Annotated in this window: 20 protein-coding genes; 16 read left to right on the top strand and 4 right to left on the bottom strand. The window is 70.7% G+C overall.

Features of this window, described 5'->3' with window-relative positions:
* Positions 1-12 precede the first annotated feature (12 nt).
* The gene (locus ABT123_RS12690) at positions 13-822 is read right to left on the bottom strand and encodes a hypothetical protein (protein WP_351312614.1); all 810 of its coding nucleotides are present in this window, start codon (positions 820-822) and stop codon (positions 13-15) included.
* Positions 823-931: 109 nt separating this feature from the next.
* Between ABT123_RS12690 and ABT123_RS12685 the strand changes: the two genes are divergently transcribed.
* Both ABT123_RS12685 and ABT123_RS12680 read left to right on the top strand, forming a co-directional pair.
* Positions 932-1,843 carry a DMT family transporter gene (locus ABT123_RS12685; protein WP_351312612.1) on the top strand — a complete coding sequence of 304 codons (912 nt, stop codon included), beginning with the start codon at positions 932-934 and terminating at the stop codon, positions 1,841-1,843.
* A 103-nt stretch (positions 1,844-1,946) separates the two neighbouring features.
* Positions 1,947-3,134 carry a cytochrome P450 family protein gene (locus tag ABT123_RS12680; RefSeq protein WP_351312610.1) on the top strand — a complete coding sequence of 396 codons (1,188 nt, stop codon included), beginning with the start codon at positions 1,947-1,949 and terminating at the stop codon, positions 3,132-3,134.
* Positions 3,135-3,188: 54 nt separating this feature from the next.
* On the opposite strand, the gene ABT123_RS12675 is transcribed toward ABT123_RS12680, so the two are convergent.
* Entirely contained in the window at positions 3,189-4,193 is a 1,005-nt protein-coding gene (locus ABT123_RS12675; protein WP_351312608.1) for a Gfo/Idh/MocA family protein, read from the bottom strand.
* A gap of 151 nt (positions 4,194-4,344) precedes the next feature.
* Between ABT123_RS12675 and ABT123_RS12670 the strand changes: the two genes are divergently transcribed.
* The 12 genes from ABT123_RS12670 (at position 4,345) to ABT123_RS12615 (ending at position 14,323) form a co-directional block, all read left to right on the top strand.
* A complete protein-coding gene (locus ABT123_RS12670) occupies positions 4,345-5,355 on the top strand; it encodes a sugar ABC transporter substrate-binding protein (protein WP_351312606.1) in 1,011 nt (336 codons plus the stop codon).
* A complete protein-coding gene (locus ABT123_RS12665; protein WP_351312604.1) occupies positions 5,352-6,398 on the top strand; it encodes an ABC transporter permease in 1,047 nt (348 codons plus the stop codon). Before ABT123_RS12670 ends, ABT123_RS12665 begins: the two co-directional genes overlap by 4 nt.
* On the top strand, positions 6,368-7,234 hold the full coding sequence (locus ABT123_RS12660; RefSeq protein WP_351312603.1) for an ATP-binding cassette domain-containing protein: 867 nt from the start codon (positions 6,368-6,370) through the stop codon (positions 7,232-7,234). The genes ABT123_RS12665 and ABT123_RS12660 overlap by 31 nt, the downstream gene beginning before the upstream one ends.
* Positions 7,231-8,403: an ROK family glucokinase gene (locus ABT123_RS12655; RefSeq protein WP_351312602.1), complete on the top strand. Its 1,173-nt coding sequence runs from the start codon at positions 7,231-7,233 to the stop codon at positions 8,401-8,403. The genes ABT123_RS12660 and ABT123_RS12655 overlap by 4 nt, the downstream gene beginning before the upstream one ends.
* Positions 8,400-8,999 (top strand): hypothetical protein, encoded by a 600-nt coding sequence (locus ABT123_RS12650; RefSeq protein ID WP_502970942.1) that lies wholly within the window; start codon positions 8,400-8,402, stop codon positions 8,997-8,999. The genes ABT123_RS12655 and ABT123_RS12650 overlap by 4 nt, the downstream gene beginning before the upstream one ends.
* A 29-nt stretch (positions 9,000-9,028) precedes the next feature.
* Positions 9,029-9,661, top strand: coding sequence for an MBL fold metallo-hydrolase (locus ABT123_RS12645; RefSeq protein ID WP_351312600.1), 633 nt, complete (start codon positions 9,029-9,031; stop codon positions 9,659-9,661).
* A 30-nt stretch (positions 9,662-9,691) separates the two neighbouring features.
* Positions 9,692-10,471: an exodeoxyribonuclease III gene (locus ABT123_RS12640; RefSeq protein ID WP_351312599.1), complete on the top strand. Its 780-nt coding sequence runs from the start codon at positions 9,692-9,694 to the stop codon at positions 10,469-10,471.
* A 16-nt stretch (positions 10,472-10,487) separates the two neighbouring features.
* Positions 10,488-10,928 (top strand): DUF6278 family protein, encoded by a 441-nt coding sequence (locus ABT123_RS12635; RefSeq protein ID WP_351312597.1) that lies wholly within the window; start codon positions 10,488-10,490, stop codon positions 10,926-10,928.
* 141 nt (positions 10,929-11,069) lie between these two features.
* Complete coding sequence (locus ABT123_RS12630) at positions 11,070-11,813, top strand: amino acid ABC transporter ATP-binding protein (RefSeq protein ID WP_351312595.1); 744 nt, start codon at positions 11,070-11,072, stop codon at positions 11,811-11,813.
* Positions 11,814-11,827: 14 nt separating this feature from the next.
* Entirely contained in the window at positions 11,828-12,766 is a 939-nt protein-coding gene (locus ABT123_RS12625) for a glutamate ABC transporter substrate-binding protein (protein WP_351312593.1), read from the top strand.
* A 16-nt stretch (positions 12,767-12,782) separates the two neighbouring features.
* The gene (locus tag ABT123_RS12620; RefSeq protein ID WP_351312591.1) at positions 12,783-13,427 is read left to right on the top strand and encodes an amino acid ABC transporter permease; all 645 of its coding nucleotides are present in this window, start codon (positions 12,783-12,785) and stop codon (positions 13,425-13,427) included.
* Entirely contained in the window at positions 13,424-14,323 is a 900-nt protein-coding gene (locus tag ABT123_RS12615; RefSeq protein ID WP_351312589.1) for an amino acid ABC transporter permease, read from the top strand. Before ABT123_RS12620 ends, ABT123_RS12615 begins: the two co-directional genes overlap by 4 nt.
* 40 nt (positions 14,324-14,363) lie before the next feature.
* Here the strand turns inward: ABT123_RS12615 and ABT123_RS12610 are convergent, their stop codons facing one another.
* Together ABT123_RS12610 and ABT123_RS12605 are read right to left on the bottom strand one after the other, a co-directional pair.
* A complete protein-coding gene (locus tag ABT123_RS12610) occupies positions 14,364-15,965 on the bottom strand; it encodes a CocE/NonD family hydrolase (protein WP_351312587.1) in 1,602 nt (533 codons plus the stop codon).
* Between the two features lie 110 nt (positions 15,966-16,075).
* On the bottom strand, positions 16,076-17,272 hold the full coding sequence (locus tag ABT123_RS12605) for a L,D-transpeptidase (protein WP_351312586.1): 1,197 nt from the start codon (positions 17,270-17,272) through the stop codon (positions 16,076-16,078).
* A gap of 237 nt (positions 17,273-17,509) precedes the next feature.
* Here ABT123_RS12605 and ABT123_RS12600 point away from each other — a divergent pair, with 237 nt between their 5' ends.
* Both ABT123_RS12600 and murJ read left to right on the top strand, forming a co-directional pair.
* Entirely contained in the window at positions 17,510-18,676 is a 1,167-nt protein-coding gene (locus ABT123_RS12600; RefSeq protein ID WP_351312584.1) for a lipid II:glycine glycyltransferase FemX, read from the top strand.
* Positions 18,601-20,346, top strand: a complete 1,746-nt coding sequence (murJ, locus tag ABT123_RS12595; RefSeq protein ID WP_351312582.1) for a murein biosynthesis integral membrane protein MurJ — start codon at positions 18,601-18,603, stop codon at positions 20,344-20,346. Before ABT123_RS12600 ends, murJ begins: the two co-directional genes overlap by 76 nt.
* Positions 20,347-20,362: the final 16 nt, after the last annotated feature.

The raw sequence follows: 20,362 nt of genomic DNA, 5'->3' as shown, positions 1-20,362 counted from the left end.
CGGGCCGGACCGTTAGCCGTCCGTGACGCTGGCGCCCCGCAGGGCCTTGGTCAGCAGGCCACCACCCACGATCAGGGCGAGACCGAGCCACCACAGACCGTCGTCGAAGATCATTACGGCGATCCCGACGGGCACCAGCAGCCCGGCCAGCGGCAGCAGCAGTCCGGCCGGCCCGGGCGGCTCCGGGCCCGGCAGCCCGCGGGCGCGCAGCGAGCGGGCGCGGACCACCTCCGGGTACCAGGAGGTGAACTTCAGGGCCGCCACGATGGCCAGGATCTGGATGATCCACCCGGTCCAGATGTTGTCCGGGTTGTGCAGCACGAGATCGCCGTAGGCGCCCGCGATCGCCGCCACCAGGAAGGCCAGCCCCCACACCCCGGTGATCGCGTAGTTGGTGCGCAGGAACTCACGGGTGTGCCAGTGGGCCGGATCGACCTGCTCCCGGGCGTACTGGAGGGTGAACGGCATCCGTACCGCCATCGACCCGAACGCGATCAGCGTCAGCGCGATGTTGGACACCTCTCCGGCGTACGTCTCCAGCCAGCGGCGGGTCCCGTCGTCGGCCAGCGCGCCGACCACGGTCAGCCCCGCGAAGAAGACCAGGTCGGCCACTTCCAGCAGCTTCCAGGAGGACCCCGGGTGCACCAGCCGCCCGGCGGCGATCAGGACGACGGTCACCCCCAGCGCCAGTCCCACCGCGAGTTCGAACCGGCCCGGCCCGACCAGCAGGGAGAACACGATCCACGGCGCCATCCCGACCACGGGGCTCTCCAGGAACCCGGCGATCCCGGCACGGGCCTTCTCCGGCAGCTCCGCCTTCACCCTTCCAGCCTGCCCCGGCCCCGCCCGGCACGCAGCCGGACCGGTACCGTGATCACGCCCGCGTGCGAGCCGCCGTAGTCTCCACCCGCCCCAGCCGCTGGAGAACCCGGTGTCCCCCCTCGCCGCGCCCGCCCTCGCACCCCGCCGGACCTGGGCAGCCGATCTGCCCGTGCTGCTCGTCGCCGTCGTCTGGGGCGGCAGCTACCTCGCCGCCAAGGGCATCACCACCACCCACACCGTGATCGCCGTCCTCGTGCTGCGCTTCGCGCTGGTGCTGCCGGTGCTGGTGCTCGCCGGCCGGCAGGCGCTGCGCGCCCTCACCCCCGCCCAGCTGCGCGGCGCCGGGGTGCTGGGACTCGTACTCGGCGGGATCTTCCTGCTGGAGACCTACGGGGTGGTGCACACCTCCGCCACCAATGCCGGGCTGATCATCAGCCTGACCATGATCTTCACCCCGCTCGCCGAGGCCGCCGTCCGCCGGACCAGGCCCTCCGGCGCCTTCCTCGCCGCCGCCGGGCTCTCCGTCGCGGGCGTGGTGCTGCTCACCCAGGGCGCCGGGTTCGCCGCCCCCGGCCTCGGCGACCTCCTGATCCTCGGGGCGGCGCTGGCCCGGACCCTGCACGTGCTGCTGATGGCCCGGATCAAGGCGGTCCAGGACGCCGACTCGCTCTCCCTCACCACCGTCCAACTGGGCGGGGCCGTACTGGTCTTCGCGCTGCTCGCCGCCCTGCCCGGCACCGGCGCGACCCCCTGGGCGACCGCCGCGGACTTCGGCCCCGCCGAGTGGGCCGGGCTGGTCTTCCTCGCCGTCTTCTGCACCGTGTTCGCCTTCTTCGTGCAGATGTGGGCGGTCCGCCGGACCTCCCCCTCCCGGGTCAGCCTGCTGCTCGGCACCGAACCGCTGTGGGCCGCCGCCGCAGCCATCGCCCTCGGCGGCGAACACCTAAACACCGCCGGGTTCGCCGGGGCCGGCCTGGTCCTGGCCGGCACCGCCTGGGGCCGCCGCGCCGCAGCCGTCTGAGGACGAACCGCCGCAAAGCCCTGCCACAAAGCCCTGCCGCACTCGTCCGACCATGGCCGGAAATCGAGGCCGCGGAACCGGAAGGCCGCCGTACTGTGGGCCAATGCCCGTCGCGGACTTCACCGGTTTCACCGATGACTTCAACGCCAACCCCTACCCGTACTACGCCCGGATGCGCGAGGCCGGACCCGTCCACCGGGTCATGCTCACCGAAGGCCAGGAGTGCTGGCTGATCGTCGGCCACGACGAGGCCCGGTACGCCCTCAACCACCCGGCCCTCTCCAAGAACTGGCAGGACTCCGGGCACTGGGAGGGCCTGGTGGCCACCGCCGCCAACGCCAACATGCTCGAATCGGACCCGCCCCACCACACCCGGCTCCGCAAGCTCGTCGCCCGCGCCTTCACCTCCCGCCGCATGGAAGCCCTGCGCCCCCGGGTCCAGCAGGTCACCGACGAGCTCCTGGACGCCATGGCCGCCCGGCCCGGCCGGACCGCCGACCTGATCGCGGCCCTCGCCTTCCCGCTCCCCATGACCGTCATCTGCGAACTGCTCGGGGTCCCCGACCTGGACCGCGCCCGCTTCCGGTACTGGTCCCAGGAGATCGTGGCACCGCCCGCCGGCGCCCCCGACAACAACGCGCTGGCCGAGCTGAGCGGCTACCTCACCGAACTCGTCGCCGCCAAGGCCAAGGACCCCGGCGAGGACCTGCTCAGCGCCCTGATCCGGACCCGGGACGAGGACGGCGACCGGCTCACCCCCGACGAGCTGATCGGCATGGCCTTCCTGCTGCTGGTGGCCGGCCACGAGACCACCGTCAACCTGATCGGCAACGGGATCCGGGCCCTGCTCGCGCACCCCGCCCAGCTGGCCGCCCTGCGCGCCGACTTCGACGGGCTGCTCGACGGCGCGGTGGAGGAGATGCTCCGCTACGACGGCCCGGTGGAGAACGCCACCTTCCGCTGGGCCCGGGAAGCCGTCGAGGTCGGCGGCACCCTCATACCGGCCGGCGCCTCCGTGCTGGTCTCCCTCGCCGGCGCCGACCGCGACCCGGCCCGGTTCCCCGAACCCGACACCTTCGACATCCGGCGCGCTCCCCAGGGGCACCTCGCCTTCGGCCACGGCATCCACTACTGCATCGGCGCCCCGCTGGCCCGGATCGAGGGCGCCATTGCCGTCCGCTCCCTGCTGGAACGTTTCCCCCAACTGGCCGAGGACCCCGGAGCCGACCCGCGGGTCTGGCTCCCCGGCACCCTGATGCGCGGGGTCGTCAAGCTCCCGGTCCGCTGGTAGCCGTCCATGACCGCACCGCGCAGCCCGCTGCCTTCCGCACCCGCACCCCCGCCGTCAGAGGTCCGGCAGCTCCGCCAGGTACACCGGCCGCCGCTCCCGCCGCGAGGTCTCGCAGGCCTCCGCGACCCGCAGCGCGGCCAGTCCCTGCCGGCCGTCGCAGGGGTTGTCGCCCTCGCCGCGGACCAGCCGGACGAACGCCGTCAGCTCGGCCTCGTACGCCGGACCGAACCGCTCCAGGAACCCGGTCCACGGCTTGCTCGCCGGCGGCGGTCCGTGCGGCTCGGTCGAGGCGATCGGCGTACGGTCGTCCAGCCCGGCCGACACCTGGTCCAGCTCCCCGGCCAGCTCCATCCGTACGTCGTACCCGGCGCCGTTGCAGCGGGTGGCCGTACAGGTCGCCAGCGCGCCGTCGGCCAGGGTGAGGACGGCGGCGGCCGTGTCCACGTCCCCGGCCACCCGGAACTGCGCCGGTCCCGCGTCCGAGCCGGCCGCGTACACCTCCGTCACCTCCTGCCCGGTCACCCAGCGCACCATGTCGAAGTCGTGCACCAGACAGTCCCGGTACAGGCCCCCGGAGGTCTCCAGATAGCCGGCCGGCGGCGGGGCCGGATCGGCGGTCATCGTCCGTACGGTGTGCAGCCGGCCCAGCGCCCCGGAGCGCACCAGCTCCCGTGCGGTCCGGTAGCCCGCGTCGAAGCGGCGCATGAACCCCAGCTGGAGCACCCCGCCGGCGGCGGCCACCTCGCGCAGCACCGCCAGGGTGCCGGGCAGGTCCGGGGCCACCGGCTTCTCGCAGAACACCGGCAGCCCGGCCCGTACGGCCCGGATCACCAGCTCCGGATGGCCGGCCGTGGAACAGGCCACCACCAGGGCGTCCACGCCCCACCGGAACACCTCGTCGACCCCCGGGGCGGCCGTGGCCCCCAGCCGGTTGGCCACCTGCGCCGCCCGCGCCGGATCGGCGTCGGCGAGCAGCAGAGACCCCGCCTCCGGGTTCCGGCTGAGCGCCGCCGCATGGAACGAGCCGATCCGGCCGGTTCCCACGATCCCGATGCGCATGCACTCAACCTGAACCCGAGCGGGTCGGCTGTCAATCTGCCCCGATGGCCCTCCATCATCCACTGTGGCGGATACTGGGCGGCTGACACCGGAATGACCGGCTTCGACGACCGGCTTGAAGCGACCGGCTTGGAAAGGTAGGCACGGGGACGTGACCAGGGTTCGGACAGGGGCACGCGTCGTGGGCGCCGTGCTCGCCGCGGTACTGGGGGCCTCCCTGGTCGGCTGCAGCAGCACCGGCGGCAAGCGCGCGGAAGAGCGGGCCAAGGCGGCGGCACAGGGCCGGCCGGCCGTGTCCACCCCGCGCTGGACCTTCGCGATGATCACCCACGCGGGCGATGGCGACACCTTCTGGGACATCGTGCAGAAGGGCGCCAAGGAGGCCGCGGCCAAGGACAACATCAACTTCCTCTACTCGCACGACGACCAGGCACAGCAGCAGGCGCAGTTCGTGCAGACCGCGATCGACCAGAAGGTCGACGGCATCATCGTCAGCCTCGCCAAGCCCGAGGCCCTCAAGGACGTCCTCGGCAAGGCGGCCAAGGCCGGCATCCCGGTGATCACCGTGAACTCCGGCTCCGCCCAGTCCAAGGAGTACGGCGCCCTCACCCACATCGGGCAGGACGAGGAGATCGCCGGCGAGGCCGTCGGCACCGAGCTCACCAAGCGAGGCCGCAAGAAGGCCGTCTGCGTCCTGCACGAACAGGGCAATGTGGGCCATGAGCAGCGCTGCGCCGGAGCGAAGAAGACCTTCGGCGGCAGCATGGAGAACCTGTACGTCGAGGGCACCAACATGCCCTCCGTACAGGCCGCCCTCCAGGCGAAGCTGCAGGCCGAGCCGGATGTGGACGCGGTCCTCACCCTGGGCGCGCCCTTCGCGCCGACGGCCGTCAAGGCCAAGGAGGCGGCCGGCAGCAAGGCCGAGATCGACACCTTCGACCTCAACGAGTCCGTGGCCCGGGACCTGAAGTCCGGCGCCCTCGGCTTCGCCGTCGACCAGCAGCCCTACCTCCAGGGCTACGAGGCCGTGGACCTGCTCTGGCTCTATCGGTACAACGCGAACACCCTGGGCGGCGGGCGCCCCGTGCTCACCGGACCGCAGATCGTCACCAAGGACGAGGCGGCCGAGCTGGAGGAGTACATCAAGCGGGTGACCCGATGAGCACCGCCACCGCTCCGCCACCCGCCGCCCACGACGAACGCCTGGCGCACGTCTCCCTGCTCCGGCGGCTGCTCGGCCGCCCCGAGCTCGGCGCGGTGGTCGGTGCCGTCGCCGTCTTCGTGTTCTTCTCCTTCGCCGCCCCCAGCTTCCTGCAGGCCTCCAGCCTGAGCACGATCCTGTACTCGGCCTCCACCATCGGGATCATGGCGGTGCCGGTGGCCATGCTGATGATCGGCGGCGAGTTCGACCTGTCGGCCGGCGTGATGGTCACCAGCTCGGCCCTGATCAGCTCGATGGTCAGCTACCAGATGACCGCCAACGTGTGGGTCGGCGTCGGGGTGTCCCTGCTGGTCACCCTCGCCATCGGGTTCTTCAACGGGTTCATGCTCACCCGGACGAAGCTGCCCAGCTTCATCATCACCCTCGGCACCTTCCTGATGCTGACCGGCCTGAACCTGGGCTTCACCAAGCTGATCAGCGGCTCGGTCTCCACCAAGTCCATCGCCGACATGGAGGGCTTCCCCTCCGCCAAGGCACTCTTCGCCTCGCAGTGGACCATCGGCGACGTCACCCTCAAGGTCACCGTCCTGTGGTGGCTGGTGCTGGTCGCCATCGCCACCTGGATCCTGCTGCGCACCCGCGCCGGGAACTGGATCTTCGCGGTGGGCGGCGCGGCCGACGCGGCCCGCGCGGTCGGCGTGCCGGTGGTCAAAACCCGGATCGGGCTCTACATGGGCGTCGCCCTGTGCGCCTGGATCTCCGGCCAGCACATCCTGTTCTCGTACGACGTGGTCCAGTCCGGCGAGGGCGTCGGCAACGAGTTCCTCTACATCATCGCGGCCGTGATCGGCGGCTGTCTGATGACCGGCGGCTACGGCTCCGCCATCGGTTCGGCGGTCGGCGCGTTCATCTTCGGCATGACCAGCAACGGCATCGTGTACGCGCAGTGGAACCCCGACTGGTTCAAGTTCTTCCTCGGAGCGATGCTCCTCCTGGCCACTCTGCTGAACGCATGGGTGCGCAAGCGGGCGGAGGCCAAGTGAGTCTCGTGAAGCTGACCGAGGTCAGCAAGTACTACGGGAACATCCGCGCCCTCGAAGGGGTCTCCCTGGAGGTCGCGGCCGGCGAGATCACCTGTGTGCTCGGTGACAACGGCGCCGGCAAGTCCACTCTCATCAAGATCATCGCGGGGCTGCACCAGCACGACGCCGGCAGCTTTGAGATCGAAGGCGAGGAGACCGTCCTCGCCAACCCGCGCGCCGCCCTGGACCGCGGCATCGCCACCGTCTACCAGGACCTGGCTGTGGTCCCGCTGATGCCGGTCTGGCGGAACTTCTTCCTCGGCTCCGAGCCGACCCGGGGCCGCGGGGTCCTGCGCCGCCTCGACGTCGCCCTGATGCGCGAGACCACCCGGACCGCGCTGCTCCGCATGGGCATCGACCTGCGCGACGTCGACCAGCCCATCGGCACCCTGTCCGGCGGCGAACGGCAGTGCGTGGCCATCGCCCGCGCGGTCCACTTCGGCGCGAAAGTCCTCGTCCTGGACGAGCCGACCGCGGCCCTGGGCGTCAAACAGTCCGGGGTGGTCCTCAAGTACGTCGCCGCGGCCCGGGACGCCGGACTGGGTGTGGTCCTCATCACCCACAACCCGCACCACGCCCACCTCGTCGGCGACCGCTTCGTGCTGCTCAAGCGCGGCACCATGGCGGGCTCGCACACCCGGGACTCCATCACCCTGGACGAGCTCACCCGCCAGATGGCAGGTGGAAGCGAGCTCGACGAGCTCAGCCACGAACTGGCCCGGGTGGCAGAATCGACTACAGACCCGCGCGCTGCCGACGCCGGCGACGCAGACGACAGGGACGACAGGACTCGATGAGTACGTACCGGGACTTCACGCTCGCCCACCGCGGGTCGGCGCGTGGCACCGTCCTGCGGACCGTCGGGACCCGTGAGCGCCGGTCGCACCTGACCGCCCCGCGCGTCCCGACCGTCGGCATCGACATCGGCGGCACCAAGGTGATGGCGGGCGTCGTGGACGCCGACGGCATCATCCTGGAGAAGATCCGCACCGAGACCCCGGACAAGTCCAAGAGCCCCAAGGTGGTCGAGGACACCATCACCGAGCTGGTGCTGGACCTCTCCGACCGGCACGATGTGCACGCGGTGGGCATCGGCGCGGCCGGCTGGGTGGACGCCAACCGCTCCCGGGTGCTGTTCGCCCCCCACCTGGCCTGGCGCGACGAGCCGCTGCGGGACGCCCTGCAGGCCCGGCTGGCGGTCCCGGTGATGGTGGACAACGACGCCAACACCGCCGCCTGGGCGGAATGGCGGTTCGGCGCCGGCCGCGGCGAGGACCACCTGGTCATGATCACCCTCGGTACCGGCATCGGCGGCGCCATCCTGGAGGGCGGCCAGGTCAAGCGGGGCAAGTACGGGGTCGCCGGTGAATTCGGCCATATGCAGGTGGTGCCCGGCGGGCACCGCTGCCCCTGCGGCAACCGCGGCTGCTGGGAGCAGTACAGCTCCGGCAACGCCCTGGTCCGCGAGGCCCGCGAGCTGGCCGCCGCGGACTCCCCGGTCGCGTACAACATCATCGCCCGGGTCGGCGGGAACGTTCCCGAGATCACCGGGCCGCTCATCACCGAGCTGGCCCGCGAGGGCGATGCCATGTGCATCGAGCTGCTCCAGGACATCGGCCAGTGGCTCGGCGTCGGCATCGCCAACCTGGCCGCCGCCCTCGACCCGTCCTGCTTTGTCATCGGCGGTGGCGTCAGCGCCGCCGACGACCTGCTGATCGGCCCGGCCCGGGACGCCTTCCGGCGCCATCTGACCGGCCGCGGCTACCGCCCCGAGGCCCGGATCGCCAAGGCCCAGCTCGGCCCCGAGGCCGGTATGGTCGGCGCTGCCGACCTGGCCCGCCTGGTCGCCCGCCGGTTCCGCCGGGCCAACCGCCGCCGGGTCGAGCGGTACGAGCGGTACGAACGCTATGAACGCTACCTGGGCCTGCGCGGTGCACCCGGGCCCGAGGAACAGGAACCGCAGTGACCCCGCCCCCCACCACCCTGCCCCGCCAGGCGCCCGCCTCCGACGAGGGCGCGGCGCCGGACCGTGTGTCGGCCGAGGACCGCCGGCACACGGTCCGGCGCCGCTGGCTCACCGCGATCATCATCGTGCTGCTGATCGGCGTTCCCGCCGGCTATCTCGCGGTCTCCGCCGAGCAGAGCCGCAGCAGCGGGCGCGACAAGGCCGCCAAGGCAGCCGCCGACCAGGTGCGCTCCGGCTGGCCGTCCCGGGTCCAGCGCAGCATCTACGAGGTACCGGTCCCGGACTGGTCCACCGGCGTCGGCTTCTACGAGACCAACAACTGGCGCACCAGCCGGCTGTACGTGCAGTTCACCACCAACCCGGTGGACCTGGACTTCTTCCTCAAGGCGATCGGCACCAGCCGCGACGCCCTCACCCCCGGGGTCTCCATCGGCGAGCGCGACGCCGGAGTCGCGGGCTGGACCTGGGCCCCGGAGCAGCACTGGTACGGCACCACCCACGACCAGAAGGACCCGCGCCCCACCCAGGACATCACCGTGGACCTGACCGACCCGGAGAAGCCCCGGGTCTACGTGGTATCCACAGCCACTCCCTGACAGCGTCCCCCGCCCCTACCCTGGGGATCATGAAGCTGACCAAGATGCTGCACTCCTGCGTCCGGCTGGAGAAGGACGGGCGTGTGCTCGTCATCGACCCGGGTGCCTTCAGCGAAGCCGACGCGGGTCTGGGGGCCGATGTCCTGCTGGTCACCCACGAGCACCCCGACCACTTCGACGAGGGCCGGCTGCGGGCCGCCCTCGACGCCCGCCCGGGCGCCGAGCTGTGGACCCTGCGCAGCGTCGCGGACCGGCTGGCCGGGGCCTACCCGGGGCGGGTGCACACGGTCGGCCACGGCGACACCTTCACCGCCGCCGGCTTCGAGGTCCAGGTGCACGGCGAACTGCACGCCGTGATCCACCCCGACCTCCCGCGGATCACCAACGTCGGCTATCTGGTGGAGGGTTCCCTCTTCCACCCCGGGGACGCGCTGACCGTGCCCGGCACCCCGGTGGAGACGCTGCTGCTCCCCGTGCACGCGCCCTGGAGCAAGATCTCCGAGGTGATCGACTACGTACGCGAGGTCAAGCCGGGGGTGGCGATCGACATCCACGACGCCTACCTCGCCGACATCGCCCGCCCGATCTACGACGGGGCCCTGGAGAACCTGGGCGGCGCCCCGCACACCCGGATGACCGCCGGAGAGAGCGCCACCCGGTAGCTGTCGGTGCCGGGCGGTAGGTTGGTTGACATGCGTATCGCCACGTTCAACGTCAACTCGATCACCGCCCGGCTGCCCCGGCTGCTGGCCTGGCTGGAGTCCTCCGGCACCGACGTGCTCTGCATCCAGGAGACCAAGTGCGCCGCCGAGCAGTTCCCGTACGACGCGCTGCGCGAGCTGGGGTACGAGGCGGCCGTCAACGCCACCGGCCGGTGGAACGGCGTCGCCCTGCTCTCCCGGGTCGGCCTGGAGGACGTGGTCACGGGCCTGACCGGCGGGCCGGACTACGAGGGCGTGCAGGAGCCCCGGGCGATCTCCGCGACCTGCGGCGGCGTGCGCGTGTGGTCGGTGTATGTGCCCAACGGCCGTGAGGTCGAGCACGACCACTACGGCTACAAGCTGGACTGGTTCCGCGCCCTGCGCGACGCGGTTGCGGAAGACGCCGCCGGCCCGCGCCCGTTCGCGGTGCTCGGCGACTTCAATGTCGCCCCGACCGACGAGGACGTCTTCGACCCGGCGGTCTTCGAGGGCCTGACGCATGTCACCCCGGCCGAGCGGGCCGCCCTGGAGGCACTGCGTGCCGCCGGCCTGTCGGACATCCTGCCGCGCGCCCTCAAGTACGACCGGCCGTACACGTACTGGGACTACCGCCAGCTCGCCTTCCCCAAGAACCGGGGCATGCGCATCGACCTGGTCTACGGCAACGCGCCCTTCGCGAAGGCCGTCAAGGACGCCTATGTGGACCGCGAGGAGCGCAAGGGCAAGGGCGCTTCGGACCACGCGCCGGTCATTGTCGATCTCGACGTCTAGTGCGACGCTGGAGGGTATGAACATCCCTTTCCTGGACAACTGGCTGAATCGGCACGAGACCGGACAGGGTGCGGCGCTGGCCTCGGCGTTCGCCGACGACCCCGAGGGCGTCACCGAGATGTTCGCCGAGTGCGAGATGCTGCGGGTCCAGGCGAGAGGGGGCGGGCTGGAACTCGACGAGAGCCCCGCGTCGTTGGAGGCCCTGGACCAGATGATGCCGCGCTGGCGCCGGGACCCGGAGGTCACTCCGTGGCTGGGCAATGACGCCGGCTTCTATCTGGGCACGGTGATCATCCGGACCGTGCCCGGGGCCGGCTGGCAGGTGTGGCCCAATGGCCAGCCCGTGATCCGGCTGTCCTCGGGCCGCGAGCTGAACGTGGTCGAGTCCGGGGTCGCCTGGGCCATGACCGGTTCCCCTGAGCTGTGCCAGGCCTATGCGGAGGCCTCCGAGGTCTGATCCCCGCCGGCTGGGGCCCGATCACCCCTCGAACGGGGGACATTTGGCTTTATGCCCCATTTACGCGTGTCGAGACGAAGTGCCCTTCCCCGACTGGATAGTTTGCGCTGACCTCGACACAGCCAAAAAGTGGGGCAGCGTATGGCCGTCGATCCGTTGATCGAGCTGCGGGACGTCAACAAGCACTACGGGCAACTGCACGTCCTCCAAGACATCAACCTCACCGTCGGCCGCGGGGAGGTGGTGGTGATCATCGGCCCCTCCGGCTCCGGGAAGTCCACCCTCTGCCGGGTCATCAACCGGCTGGAGACCATCGAATCCGGCATCATCCGCCTGGACGGACAGCCCCTGCCCGATGAGGGCAAGGAGCTCGCGGCGCTGCGCGCCGAGGTCGGCATGGTCTTCCAGTCCTTCAACCTCTTCGCCCACAAGACCGTCCTGGCCAATGTCTCCCTGGCCCAGATGAAGGTCCGCAAACGGAAGCGGGACGAGGCGGACAAGCGCTCCCGGGAACTCCTGGACCGGGTCGGCCTCGCCTCCCAGGCGGACAAGTACCCGGCCCAGCTCTCCGGCGGCCAGCAGCAGCGGGTGGCCATTGCCCGGGCCCTCGCCATGGACCCCAAGGCCCTCCTCTTCGACGAGCCCACCTCCGCCCTCGACCCGGAGATGATCAACGAGGTGCTGGAGGTCATGCAGCAGCTCGCCCGCGACGGAATGACCATGGTCGTGGTCACCCACGAGATGGGCTTCGCCCGCTCCGCCGCCAACCGCGTCGTGTTCATGGCCGACGGCAGGATCGTCGAGGACCGGACCCCGGAGCAGTTCTTCACCGCTCCCGAGAGCGACCGGGCCAGGGACTTCCTCTCCAAGATCCTCAAGCACTGAGGGGCCGCGGACCGATGACCACCACCCGCGGCTTCCGCCTGCCCGCACACCCCGTCGTACGGTTCCTCGTCCTGCTCCTCGCCCTGCTGGCGGCCGGTACCGGCTGCGGCAAAGAGGGCAGCCCGCCCGTCAAGGGACCGCAGCCCGAGGACCTCCCCGTCTACCAGGTCGCCACCGGTTTCGCCCTGCCCGGCTCGCCGACCTGGCAGCGCGCCAAGAAGCGCGGCCGGCTGGTGATCGGAGTCAAGGAGGACCAGCCCTACCTGGGCGAGAAGGACCCCGCCAGCGGCCGGTACTCCGGCTTCGACATCGAGATCGCCAAGATGATGGCCGCCTCGCTCGGCTTCCGCCCGGACCAGATCGAGTTCAAGACGGTCGCCTCCGCGAACCGCGAGACGGCCCTGCAGAACGGCCAGATCGACTATTACGTCGGCACCTACACCATCAACGACAACCGCAAGAAGCAGGTCGGCTTCGCCGGGCCCTACTACCTGGCCGGACAGTCCCTGCTGGTCCGCCGCGACGAGAAGGACATCAAGGGCCCCGAGGACCTCGCCGGCAAGCGGGTCTGCTCGGCGGCCGGCTCCACCCCCGCCCAGCGGCTGGAGCGCGAATACCCCCAGGCCGACCTGGTCACCTACGACACCTACTCGGTCTGCGTCGACAACCTGCTGACCTACCAGGTCGACGCCGTCTCCACCGACGACTCCATCCTCCTCGGCTACGCGGCCAAGGTCCCCGAGGAACTCAAGGTGGTCGGCAAGCCCTTCTCCAAGGAGCCCTACGGCATCGGCGTCCCGCGCAGCGACAACGCCCTGCGCTTCGCCCTCGACGACGCCCTCGCCGCCAACGAGAAGAACGGCAACTGGAAGAAGGCGTACGACGCCACGCTCGGCCTCTCGGGAACGCCCGCCCCACCGCCGCCCGCCATCGACCGCTACCCGGCGAACTGAGGGGATCCGCACCGGCATGGACGTACTCACCGAGAACTTCGCCGTCTACGGCAAGGGCTTCCTCGGCACCGTCGAACTCACCGTCTACTCCTCGCTGCTCGCCCTGGTCCTCGGCTTCGTCATGGTCTCCTTCCGGGTCGCCCCGGTCGGCTCCCTCCGGGTCTTCGGCACGGTGTGGGTGACGGTGCTCCGCAACACCCCCCTGACCCTGCTCTTCTTCGCGGTCCTGCTCGGGCTGCCGCGGTTCGGGCTGGTCCTGCCCTTCGAGGTGTTCGCCGTCCTCGCCCTCGGCTGCTATACCTCCGCCTTCATCTGCGAGGCGCTGCGCTCGGGCATCAACACCGTCCCTAAGGGGCAGGGCGAGGCCGCCCGCAGCCTGGGGATGTCCTTCAGCCAGACCCTCGGCGACGTGGTGCTGCCCCAGGCGTTCCGCTCGGTGATCCCGCCGATCGGCTCCACCCTGATCGCGCTGGCCAAGAACACGGCGATCGCCGGCGCGTTCAGCGTCAACGAACTGCTGGGGACCTACAAGACCCTCAGCGAACTCGGCTACAGCATCATCTGGACCTTCTTCTGGATCGCCGTGGGCTACCTGATCATCACCCTGTCCATCAGCGCGCTGTTCAACGTCCTCGAGAAGCGTTGGGGGATCGCCCGATGACCGCGACCGCGACCGCGCCCGCACGCGCGCCGCACGGGGACACCGAATCCACCGTCCTCTACGACATCCCCGGCCCCAGGGCCCGGCGCCGGCACTTCCTCTACGGGATCCTCTCCACCGTGCTGCTCCTGGCCCTGCTCGGCTGGATCCTCTACCTGCTCTTCTCCACCGAGCAGTTCACGGCCGAGAAATGGAGCCCCTTCACCTACGAGGGCATCCAGGAACTGGTGCTCAGGGGCCTGGGCAACACCCTCAAGGCTTTCGCCTACGCCTCCGTGCTCTCGCTCCTGCTCGGCGGGGTGCTCGCAACCGGCCGGCTGTCGGTGCACCGGCCGGTGCGCTGGCTGGCCACCGTGTGCGTGGAGTTCTTCCGGGCCATGCCCGTGCTGGTGATGATCTTCTTCATCTTCGTGGCGCTGAAGGTCCAGCCGCTGCCCGCGCTGGTGGCAGGGCTGACCCTCTACAACGGCTCGGTCCTGGCCGAGGTGTTCCGTACCGGCATCAACGCGGTGGAGCGCGGGCAGCGCGAGGCGGCGTACGCGCTGGGCATGCGCAAGACCCAGGTGATGAGCTACGTACTGGCCCCCCAGGCGGTCCGGGCCATGCTGCCGACCATCATCAGCCAGCTGGTGGTCGCGCTGAAGGACACCTCGCTCGGCTACCTGATCACCTATGAGGAGTTCCTGCACGCCGGCAAGCTGATCGCCTCCAACCTCGACTACGACCTGCCCTTCATCCCGGTCGTGATGATCATCTCGCCCATCTACATCGGGATGTGCATGCTGCTGTCCTGGTTCGCCACCTGGGTGGCCAAGCGGCAGCGCCGCAGCCCCAAGACCGATGCGGGCCATGTCGCCCCGCCCGAGCCGAGGCCGGTGCTGCCGGGACAGAGCTGACCCGCGAAGGGCCGGCCCCGGCCCCGGCAGCAGCCGGAGATCACTGCTCGCGCAGCGGGACCGAGACGTACGAGGGATCGGACCGCGGCGAGGAGAAGGTCAGCTGCGCGCCGGCGGGGTTGTGCTCGATGTAGAGCGGGTCGACCGTGTCGATGACCAGAGCGAGCCGATGGCCCTCGGGCACGTCGTAGGCGGTGGAGAACAGCTCCAGATCCACGCCGAAGGCCTGCCCGGGGGTCTTGGCGTGGAAGGTGTACGGGGCGTTCGAGACCAGCTTGCCGATGCCGAGCGGGCCGACGTCGTAGAGGTAGGCGACGAAGGTGCCGTCCGCCCGGGTGGGGGTGACGGTGGTGTGCAGCTTGACGGTGCCGCGGATGCGGCGCGCCTCCTCGTAGCGGCCGGACTGCCAGACGGCGGCGAAGGCGCGGGGGAGGAACGGGACCGAGGCGATGGGGGGCGCCTTGACGAACTGGTCCAGGATGCTGGACAGGAGGACGACGCCGCCGTTGGCCCCGGAGTCCACGCCGGTGAACAGGTGCTCGCTGTCGGAGAGCGCGAGCCGCTCGGTGCCGGCCGCACCGACCGACTTCCAGTTCGGGTATCCCTCGTACCCGCCGGTGCTACGGGACTTCAGCTGGACCGGGGCCTCGGTGTCGATGCCGTTGCGCTCGCCCTTGAGGTGGTGGTCGAACCAGCGGTGGGCGTTGGTCCAGGTGTCGTTGGGCAGGCCCAGCAGGCCGCCGGCCTCGGCGGTGGCGTGGTCGCCCGGGCGGAACTCCAGGCGCTTGGGGCCGGTCAGCTTCTCGAAGAACTCGGCGTGCTGGTTGGGCGGGAAGATGGTGTCGCCCCAGGCGTTGCCCAGCATGATCGCGGCACCGTTGGCGTTGATGCGGTCGATCTGCGCCGCGGCCGAGCGCTTCTTCCCCCACTCGATCATCTGCTGTTCCTTGGCCAGGTTCGAGCCGAGGAAGTCGCCGAGGATCTGCTTCAGTTCGCCGCCGGGGCGGCCGGTGAGGTACCCGGCGGCGCCGAGCAGGCCGGCGGCCTGGCGGTGCTGGGTGCGGCCGGAGTAGATGGACTCGATCAGGTCGGCCCAGCCGCTGAGGGCGACCACGGTCTTGATGCGGGCGTCGTGGGCGGCGGCGAGCAGACTGATGCCGGCGCCGTAGGAGACGCCGCCCAGGCCGATGCGGTCGGGGTCGGCCGGGCTGTTGGCGAGCGCCCAGTCGATGACGGCCGAGACATCGGCGATGTCCGGCGGGCCGGCCACCTCGATCTCGCCGCCGGAGAGCCAGAACCCGCGGGAGGTGTAACTGACCACCACATAGCCGGAGTCGGCGAGCTTTTTGGCCTGCGCGATGTATTCGATCTGCGGCAGGCCCCAGCTCGTGGGGAGCACGATCAGCGGGTACTTCCGGCCGGCCTGGGCGCCGGCCGGGGTGAAGACATTGCCCTTGAGGGTGATGCCGCCGGAGCCCGGAATGTCGTGGAAACGCAGCTCGCTCTGCTCGGCGGTGGCAGTGGCGGTGGTGGCAGCGGCTGTGCCGGCGGAAGCCGCCTGGGCCTGGTGGGGGGCCAGGCCCAGGGCGGCTGCGGCCAGCAGTGCCGTCACGGTCGCGGCAGCTGTGGGGGTGCGTGCCATCAATCGCTCCTCGGGTGCGCCGGATCATCAAAGTGACCCGACGGTAACGGGAGCGCGTTACCGAAAGTAACCCATCAGTAAGTTACGTGCGGGTAACGATTGAATGAGGATCAGTTGCCGGCGAGGGCGGACTTGGCCTTCCACTCGTCCCAGGAGAGGTTCCACTCGGTGTAGCCGTTGCCCAGCTTGGCGTTGCCCTTCGAGCCGCCGCCGGTCACCTCGACCACGTCGCCGATCTGGGCCAACGAGAACAGGGCCGCCGCGTTGCCGGTGCTCATCCCCACGCATCCGGAACTGGCGTTGACACGGCCGAACTTGCCCTCGTTCCACGGCGCGGCGTGGATGTACATCCCGGACCAGGTCACCCGCATCGAGGAGTCGACCATCTTGTTGTACGCATCGCCCAGGCCCACCGTCTCGGAGTTCATGTTGATGGTGCCCTCCTTGGACATGAGCGCCATCTTCCCGGACCAGGACGCCTTCTGGCCGCCGGGCGTGCCCGCCGACACCGGGATCGTCTTCACCGTCTGCCCCTCCTCCGTCACCGTCATCTGCCTGGTGTCGAGGTTCACCAGGAGCCGGCGGTCCTTGCCGGTCTTGAACTCGGTGTTGTAGTCGCGGACGAAGTAGCCGCCGCCCTGACCGGAGTCCACCCCGTTGAGGTTCATCTGCACCTTGACGTCGGTGCCGGACTTCCAGTACTCCTTCGGCCGCCAGTCGACCCGGTCCTTGCCCGAGTAGTCCGTCATCCAGCCCCAGGAACCCTCGGTGTTGTTCGAGGTGGTCACCTTCAGGTGCTTCTCCACCTCGGCCTTGTTCTTCACCGGGTTGTCGAAGACCAGCGAGACCGGCTGCGCCACGCCCACCGTGGAATTCTTGCCCGGGAAGATCGAGACCTTGTTCACCTTGTCCGCGGCAGAGGTCTTGAACTGCGTGTTCGCACTCTGGCTGTCGGCGTTCTGGGCCTCGACCTTGTACTCCGTACCCGGTGACGCGTTGCGCTCGGAGGTCCAGGTCTTCCCGTCCGGCGATATCTGGCCGACCAGTTCCCCGCCCTTGGCGTCGGTCACCTTCACCTGGGACAGCTTCCCCTCGGCGAGGGTCACCTTGACCGGCTCACCCGCCTTGACCTCGGTACCCGTCAGGTTCACGGATATCGCCATGGGGGGCTTGTTCTTCATGTCCGCCTGGCCGGCCGCCGCAGTCGACCCGCCCGACGAGCCGCCCGAACAGGCGGTCAGCGCGGCGGCCAGCAGTGCGGTGCCGGCAAGGGCGGCCTGACGGGCGGTACGGCGTGTGCGGCTCAACGAAAACCCCTCCGATGCAATGAGCGTCCGCAAACCAAGAGCGGACGGACCCGACTTTAGGTTCCGTCCGGCACCTAAAAATCTCCCTCTTTCTGTTGTGACGTGGACCGCAGCAGAACGGTCATCATCCGGTCACAATCGCCGCGCACTTCGGTCATGGGCGGCTGTGAAAGTCCTGTGCAACCCCATTGGACGTACCGGATGGGACGTACCGGACCACCGGAAGGACGGTCAGCCGTGTGTGCCCTGCTCGCGACCCCAGCCACCCCGCGCCAGCTCGACCGGGAGCTCCCTGTCCGGACTCTGTCCGTCCCGGAGTACCAGGCCTTCCTCGCCCGGCACCAGCGGGCCAGCTTCCTCCAGTACCCGTCCTGGGCCGGGGTGAAGAACCTCTGGCGCTCGGAGCGGGTCGGATGGCACGGTCCGGCCGGTGACCTCCTCGGCGGCGCCCTCGTTCTCTACCGCCAACTCCCCGGCACCCGCAAATACTTCGCCTACCTCCCCGAGGGGCCGGTCGCGGACTGGACCGACCCGCATATCGACCGCTGGCTGACCCCCCTCATGCGTCACCTCCGCGCCGCCGGCGCCTTCGCCGTACGGATCGGCCCCACCCCCGCCTACCGCCGCTGGGACGCCGCCACCGCCAAGGCCGCCGCCGGCCCCGGCCTGCAGATATCCGACGTCCTCGCCACCGAGGTCGACCCGCTCGGCACCGCCGTCGCCGACCGGCTCCGCACCCGCGGCTGGAAGCGCTGCGGCGGAGAGGACGACGGGGACGCCCAGCCACGGCACGTGTTCCGGGTCCCGCTGGCCGGCCGCTCCCTCGACGACCTGTGGTCCGGCCTCAACCAGGAATGGCGCCGCAACGTCCGCAAGGCCGGCAAGGCCGGCGTGGAGACCTCCGTCGGCACCGCCGAGGACCTCCCCGAGTTCTACCGGCTGCTGCAGATCACCGAGGAACGCGACGGATTCCGGCTCGGCCGCTCCCTCGGCTACTACCGGCAGCAGTACGAGGCCCTGAACGCCGAGGCACCCGGCCGGATGCGCCTCTACCTGGCCACCCACCAGGGCGAGATCCTCGCCGCCCACACCATGATCGTGGCCGGCCGGCGGGTCTGGTACCAGACCGGCGCCTCCGCCGACCACCGCCGCGAGGTCCGCCCCAGCAACGCCCTCCAGTGGCGCATGCTCTGCGACGCACACGCCCTCGGCGCCGACGAGTACGACATGCGCGGGGTACCCTCCACCCTCGACCCCGACGAACGCTCCTTCGGACTGCTGCGCTGGAAGCTCGGTACCGGCGGGCAGGTCGTCGAAACCCTCGGCGAATGGGAGACCCCGATGGACGGATACGCCAACTCCGCGCTCTACAAGGCTTTCCAGGCCTACCTGGCCCGCCGGTGAGCAACAGCACCACCGCCGCCGCCACCCGCCCCGGGGCCATACCCGCGGCGGAGCCGGCCAAGAGCTCCGTGCTGCGCAGCGGCGCCATCATGGCGGCCGGCTCCATCGTGTCCCGCGCCACCGGCTTCGTCCGCTCCGCCGTGGTCGTCGCCGCCCTCGGCACCGGACTGCTCGGCGACACCTACGCCGTCGCCAACACCGTCCCCGCCATCCTGTACATGCTGCTCATCGGCGGCGCCCTCAACGCGGTGTTCGTCCCCGAGCTGGTCCGCGCCGCCAAGGAACACGCCGACGGCGGCCGGGCCTACACCGACCGGCTGCTGACCGCCTGCACCGCCGCCCTGCTGGTCCTCACCGCCGCCGCGGTGCTGGCCGCACCGCTCATCGTGGCCGCGTACACCCCGTACGAGGGAGCCGAAGCCGACACCACCGTGGCACTGGCCCGCTACTGCCTGCCGCAGATCCTCTTCCTCGGCCTGTTCACCCTGCTCGGCCAGGTCCTCAACGCCCGCGGCCGGTTCGGCGCCATGATGTGGACTCCCGTCCTCAACAACATCGTGATCATCGGCGTGTTCGGGCTGTTCCTGTACATCTCCCACGACTCGGCCGACGGCCTGACGGCAGCCGAGACCCGGCTCCTCGGCCTCGGCACCACCGCCGGCATCGTCGTCCAGGCCCTCGCCCTGATCCCCTCCCTGCGCGCGGCCCGGTTCCGCTGGCGGCCCCGCTTCGACTGGCGCGGCAGCGGCCTGGCCCGCCCGCTGCGCAACGCCGGCTGGCTGGTCCTGCTCGTCCTCACCAACCAGATCGCCTACTGGGTGGTGACCCGGCTGTCCACCGCCACCGGCCGGCAGGCGGAGCTGGCCGGCATCGCCGGCGGCGCGGGCTACACCGCCTACAGCAACGCCTACCACCTGTGGATCGTCCCCCAGGGCATCATCACCGTCTCCCTGGTGACCGCCCTGATGCCCCGGATGAGCGCCGCCGCCACCGACGGCGACCTCACCGCCGTCCGCCGCGACGTCTCGCACGCCCTGCGCACCAGCGCCGCCTTCGTGGTCCCCGCCGCCTGCCTGTTCGCCGTGCTCGCCCCCTGGGTCATGGGCAGCGTCTTCGAGTACGGGCGCACCGGTGCCGCCGACGTCGAGCTCATGGCGGGCATGCTGATCGCCTTCGCGCCCGGCCTGATCGCCTTCTCCGGCCAGTACGTCCTCTCGCGCGGGTTCTACGCCCTCTCCGACACCCGGACCCCGTTCTTCCTGAACCTGGTGATCGCCGGGCTGAACGCTGCGCTGTCGGCCGCCGCCTACTGGCTGCTGCCCATCCGGTGGGCCGTCACCGGCATGGCCGGGGCCTACTCGCTCGCCGTGATCGCCGGCTGCGCCGTCACCGCGTACACCCTGGCCCGCCGGCTCGGCCCGCGCGGCGGCACCCGGACCGAGCGCCGCACCAGCGCCCTGCGCACCCACCTGAGGCTGCTGGCCGCGAGCATCCCGGCCGGCGCGGCGGGCTGGGCGGCGGCCCGGGCCGCCGAGGGCCTCGGCAGCCTCGCGGCCCTCGCCGCCGGAACCGCAGCCCTCGCGATCGTCGTCGTGCTCCTCGCGCGGCCCCTGCGCCTGACCGAGATCACCGACCCGCTGGACTCCCTGCGCCGCCGCATCGGCCGGTAGGGGTGCCCGGCTGACA

The sequence above is a fragment of the Streptomyces sp. NPDC002054 genome (assembly GCF_040296685.1).
Lineage (GTDB): Bacteria > Actinomycetota > Actinomycetes > Streptomycetales > Streptomycetaceae > Streptomyces.
The sequence above is the reverse complement of the archived record's forward strand: the minus strand, read 5'-3'. Positions and strand labels throughout refer to the sequence as shown.

What these genes read in the sequence shown, in the direction of transcription:
- ABT123_RS12620 (WP_351312591.1), top strand. Translation starts at nt 12,783, where the DNA reads ATGGACGTACTCACCGAGAACTTCGCCGTCTACGGCAAGGGCTTCCTC.
- ABT123_RS12680 (WP_351312610.1), top strand. Translation starts at nt 1,947, where the DNA reads ATGCCCGTCGCGGACTTCACCGGTTTCACCGATGACTTCAACGCCAAC.
- ABT123_RS12655 (WP_351312602.1), top strand. Translation starts at nt 7,231, where the DNA reads ATGAGTACGTACCGGGACTTCACGCTCGCCCACCGCGGGTCGGCGCGT.
- murJ (WP_351312582.1), top strand. Translation starts at nt 18,601, where the DNA reads ATGGGAGACCCCGATGGACGGATACGCCAACTCCGCGCTCTACAAGGC.
- ABT123_RS12660 (WP_351312603.1), top strand. Translation starts at nt 6,368, where the DNA reads ATGGGTGCGCAAGCGGGCGGAGGCCAAGTGAGTCTCGTGAAGCTGACC.
- ABT123_RS12665 (WP_351312604.1), top strand. Translation starts at nt 5,352, where the DNA reads ATGAGCACCGCCACCGCTCCGCCACCCGCCGCCCACGACGAACGCCTG.
- ABT123_RS12610 (WP_351312587.1), bottom strand. Translation starts at nt 15,965, where the DNA reads ATGGCACGCACCCCCACAGCTGCCGCGACCGTGACGGCACTGCTGGCC.
- ABT123_RS12645 (WP_351312600.1), top strand. Translation starts at nt 9,029, where the DNA reads ATGAAGCTGACCAAGATGCTGCACTCCTGCGTCCGGCTGGAGAAGGAC.
- ABT123_RS12675 (WP_351312608.1), bottom strand. Translation starts at nt 4,193, where the DNA reads ATGCGCATCGGGATCGTGGGAACCGGCCGGATCGGCTCGTTCCATGCG.
- ABT123_RS12625 (WP_351312593.1), top strand. Translation starts at nt 11,828, where the DNA reads ATGACCACCACCCGCGGCTTCCGCCTGCCCGCACACCCCGTCGTACGG.
- ABT123_RS12630 (WP_351312595.1), top strand. Translation starts at nt 11,070, where the DNA reads ATGGCCGTCGATCCGTTGATCGAGCTGCGGGACGTCAACAAGCACTAC.
- ABT123_RS12615 (WP_351312589.1), top strand. Translation starts at nt 13,424, where the DNA reads ATGACCGCGACCGCGACCGCGCCCGCACGCGCGCCGCACGGGGACACC.
- ABT123_RS12640 (WP_351312599.1), top strand. Translation starts at nt 9,692, where the DNA reads ATGCGTATCGCCACGTTCAACGTCAACTCGATCACCGCCCGGCTGCCC.
- ABT123_RS12635 (WP_351312597.1), top strand. Translation starts at nt 10,488, where the DNA reads ATGAACATCCCTTTCCTGGACAACTGGCTGAATCGGCACGAGACCGGA.